5 protein-coding genes and 1 pseudogene are annotated in these 3,787 nt (G+C 64.7%); 2 read left to right on the top strand and 4 right to left on the bottom strand.

Annotation, left to right across the window (positions count from 1 at the left end):
* A partial coding sequence (locus DBR23_RS30895) for a diguanylate cyclase (RefSeq protein WP_233250517.1) occupies nucleotides 1-444 on the top strand: 444 nt, incomplete at its 5' end.
* Nucleotides 445-506: 62 nt separating this feature from the next.
* Complete coding sequence (locus tag DBR23_RS16890; protein WP_108499018.1) at nucleotides 507-1,166, top strand: mechanosensitive ion channel family protein; 660 nt, start codon at nucleotides 507-509, stop codon at nucleotides 1,164-1,166.
* 65 nt (nucleotides 1,167-1,231) lie between these two features.
* Here DBR23_RS16890 and nagZ read toward each other — a convergent pair whose 3' ends face one another.
* The 4 genes and pseudogenes from nagZ to DBR23_RS16910 all read right to left on the bottom strand — a co-directional run.
* Nucleotides 1,232-2,323, bottom strand: a complete 1,092-nt coding sequence (nagZ, locus tag DBR23_RS16895) for a beta-N-acetylhexosaminidase (RefSeq protein WP_108499015.1) — start codon at nucleotides 2,321-2,323, stop codon at nucleotides 1,232-1,234.
* A 63-nt stretch (nucleotides 2,324-2,386) separates the two neighbouring features.
* Nucleotides 2,387-2,794, bottom strand: a complete 408-nt coding sequence (acpS, locus tag DBR23_RS16900; RefSeq protein WP_108499016.1) for a holo-ACP synthase — start codon at nucleotides 2,792-2,794, stop codon at nucleotides 2,387-2,389.
* A 58-nt stretch (nucleotides 2,795-2,852) separates the two neighbouring features.
* Nucleotides 2,853-3,635: a pyridoxine 5'-phosphate synthase gene (locus DBR23_RS16905; RefSeq protein WP_108499017.1), complete on the bottom strand. Its 783-nt coding sequence runs from the start codon at nucleotides 3,633-3,635 to the stop codon at nucleotides 2,853-2,855.
* Nucleotides 3,632-3,787: pseudogene (locus DBR23_RS16910) on the bottom strand (DNA repair protein RecO); the annotation flags it as partial. The pseudogene DBR23_RS16910 and the gene DBR23_RS16905, both read right to left, overlap by 4 nt.

A 3,787-nucleotide genomic window follows, 5' to 3' on the forward strand; every position in this document is an offset into this window, starting at 1 on the left:
CCGCTCACGCTGATGCTGTGCGATCTGGACCACTTCAAGCTTTTCAACGACGCCAGCGGCCACGTGCAAGGAGACGCCTGCCTGAAAGAGGTGGGCCGCCTGTTGCGCGAGGTCTGTGTGCGCCCCCGGGACGTGGCCTCGCGCTACGGGGGGGAAGAGTTCGCACTCATCCTGCCCAACACGCCCCGCTCCGGCGCCATGACCTTTGCACGCGCCCTGGGGCAGCTGCTCAAGGTGCGCGCCATTGCACACGCAGACTCCCCACTGGGCGACACGCTGACCCTGTCGGGTGGCATCACCACCTGCGTGCCCGACGACAGCACCAACGCCGAGAGCATGATCATGCGGGCCGACCAGGCGCTCTATGCCGCCAAGGCCCAGGGCCGCAACCGCTTCTTCAGTTTTGAAATGCAAATGGACACCGTGGAGCAATTGCGCAATTGAGTTTCTTCCACTTCTTCTCGTTCGACGCGACTGAACGCAACGCCCGTACCGCCGTCTCCCGCATGCAAGTTCTGAAAACCCGACTGCCCGAGTGGATGCAGGACTGGCTTGAGGTCATCATTCCTGGCTCGCAGATCCTGCTGATTCTGTTTGTCGCCTGGCTATTGCAGCGCACACTGAGGCGCCTGGTGCGCCGTGCCAGCGCCCACTACCAGTTGCCCAATGAACTGCTGGTGCCCATCAACGGCCTGATCCGCTGGCTCATCATTGCCAGCGCCGTGCTGCTGGTGCTGGAGCGCATGGGGGTGTCGGCCACGGTGCTCTGGACCGCCTTCACCGGTTTTGCCACTGTGGGTGCCGTCGCGTTCTTCGCGGCCTGGAGCGTGCTGTCCAACCTGTTTTGTGCGCTGCTGATCTTCACCGTGCGGCCCTTCAAGATCGGCGACTACATCGAGGTGCTGGACACCGCAGAGAAGCCTGGCGCCAAGGGGCGCGTGGTGGACATCAACCTGCTTTACACCACGCTGGAAGACCACGGCGCAGCCACCGGTCACACGGCTTGGCTGCAGATTCCGAATGCGCTGGTGTTCCAGCGCGTGGTGCGCAGGTTTCAAGGAGTGCCGCCGCCCCCTGCCCCGCCTGCGGCCACTGCGGATGCGGCAGCCAATGCCTCACCGGCCGCACCGACGCCTGTGACGCCAGGGCCCTTCAACACGCCCTAGCGGGTAACACACTCGGCACCGCAGGGGGGGGGCGCCGAACCGGACACACCACCACCACACGCGGGTCAGGGCAACAGGTCCAGCGCCTGCAGGTAGGCAGGCTGGTACATCAGTTCATCCCAGGCCTGCGGCAGGGTTTCGGGCAGCAGCGCCAGACGGCGGGATTCGCTGTCCACACTGGGTTGCCAGCGCCCCTGGTTGCAGGCGTTGTCGAGGCCCGTGATGAGTTCGTCCACCGCCTTGCCATCGCCCACGCTCTGGTTGCACAGCAGCACCAAGTCGCAACCCGCTTCCAACGCCGCCACGGCGGCATCGGTGTAGCTGACCACCTGGCCGTCCAGGCGGCGGGCCCCTTCCATGCTGAGGTCGTCGCTGAAGATCGCGCCGTCAAAACGCATCTCGCGGCGCAGGATGTCTTGCAGCCAGCGCTGCGAGAAACCGGCGGGGCGGCTGTCCACCTTGGGGTAGATCACATGGGCCGGCATCACACTGGTGAGCGTGCTGCTGAGCCAGGGGTAAGGCGCCGCATCGTCGGCCAGGATGGCCTTGAGGCTGCGCTTGTCTACGGGTACCTCGGTGTGCGAGTCCGCCTTGACAAAGCCGTGGCCAGGGAAGTGTTTGCCGCAGTTGGCCATGCCCGCCTGCAGCAGGCCGTGCATGAGGCTCTTGGCCAGCAGCGCCACCACACGGGGGTCGCGGTGGAAGGACCGGTCTCCAATCACTCCGCTTTCGCCCCAATCCAGGTCGAGCACGGGCGTGAAGCTGAAGTCCACACCGCAGGCGCGCAATTCGGTACCCAGCACATAACCCGCCGCCGTGGCCGCATTGGTGGCGCGCAGGGCGCCGCTGCCGGGCACAGCCTTGGCGCCCCTGCCGTCATCCATCCACATCTCTCCCAGCGCGCGCATGGGCGGCAGGTGGGTGAAACCATCGGTGCGAAAGCGCTGCACGCGGCCGCCTTCGTGGTCCACACAGATCAGCAGGTCGTCGCGCACGGCCTTGATGCTGCTGGTGAGCTGCAGCAGCTGTGCGCGGTTTTCCCAGTTGCGGGCAAACAGGATGACACCACCCGTGAGTGGGTGCGCCAGGCGGCGGCGGTCATCGGCACTGAGGGTGGTGCCAGCGACGTCGAGGATCAGGGGTGCGTGTTCAGTCATGGGACGTTTCAAGGGTCAATTGCTACTCAATTGATAGCTATCAGCACATATGAATCATGCGCTTCAAGGTAATTTGGTTTGGATTTTTTCTACCACACAGAAGCTGGCGGCGTAGTCGGTTTCGTCGGTCACGCTCAGGTGCGCCTGCAATCCCTGGGCCTCAAACCATTCCTTGAGCTCGCCGTGCAGCACGATGACAGGCTGACCGCTGCGTAGCTTGGCGACCTCGCAGTGGCGCCAGGTCATGGGCATGCGCATGCCCAGACCGATCGCCTTGCTGAAAGCCTCCTTGGCCGAGAACCGGGTGGCCAGGTAGCGCAAACCCCGGTCGGGCCAGCGCGCGCTGCGTTCACGCCAGGTGACCAGTTCGCCCTCGGCCAGCACCTTTTCAGCAAAGCGGTCGCCGTGGCGCGCCAGGCTGGCCGCGATGCGGCGCACGTCGCAGATGTCGGTGCCAATGCCGTAGATCATGAAACTTCAATCAAAATGGCTAGAAGCGCTAGTGAAACATGCCTCTGCAGCTATCAAATCAGGAGTTTCCAGCGCCCACAAAGCCCTGGACAATGCAGTCCAGGTACGCCTGCACGGTTGCGGCGTAGCCCAGCTCCAGCGCATCGGCAATCAGCGCATGACCAATAGAGACCTCCAGGACGCCCGGCACTTCGCGCACAAAAGCCGCAAGGTTGTCCCGGTTGAGGTCATGGCCAGCGTTGACGCCCAATCCGACATCCAGCGCAGCCTGGGCGGCTGCGGCATAGCGTTTGAGCTCGGCCGCCTGCTGCGCCGAGCCCCAGGCGGCGGCATAGGGCTCGGTGTACAGCTCCACCCGGTCGGCTCCCACGGCCTTGGCCGCAGCCATTTGCTCGGGGACCGGGTCCATGAAGAGGCTCACGCGCACACCCAGGGCCTTGCATTCGGCCACCAGGGGCGCCAGGCGCTCGGCATCTTGAGGAAAGCTCCAGCCGTGGTCGCTGGTGAACTGGTCCTCGCTGTCGGGCACAAAAGTCGCCTGCTGGGGGCGCACCTCGCGAATGAAATCCATCAGGTTCTGCGACGGGTTGCCCTCGATGTTGTATTCGCGGTCGGGCCAGGCCTTCATCAGGGTTGCCAGCTCATGCACGTCCTGGCTGCGGATGTGGCGTTCGTCGGGCCGGGGGTGCACCGTGATGCCCTGCGCACCCGCTTGCAGGCACAACTCGGCCGCGCGGGTGACGCTGGGAATGCCCAGGTGTCGCGTGTTGCGCACCAAGGCCACCTTGTTGACGTTGACGGACAAGGCGGTGCGCTGGGGAGAGCGAGAGGATGGATTCATAGGGCCTGCAAATCAATCATGAGCTGGCGGGTGCGCAGCGTCGGGCTGCCGCAATGGTATTGCAGCAGGGCACGCAGCTGTGGCTTGAGTTCAGTCGCCACGGGGGCACATGCGCGCAAGGTTGCGGTGTAGCTGGCCACGTCATCCAGGCC

Origin of the sequence: Acidovorax sp. HMWF018 (assembly GCF_003061035.1) — a bacterium.
Taxonomy (GTDB): Bacteria; Pseudomonadota; Gammaproteobacteria; order Burkholderiales; family Burkholderiaceae_C; genus Acidovorax; species Acidovorax delafieldii.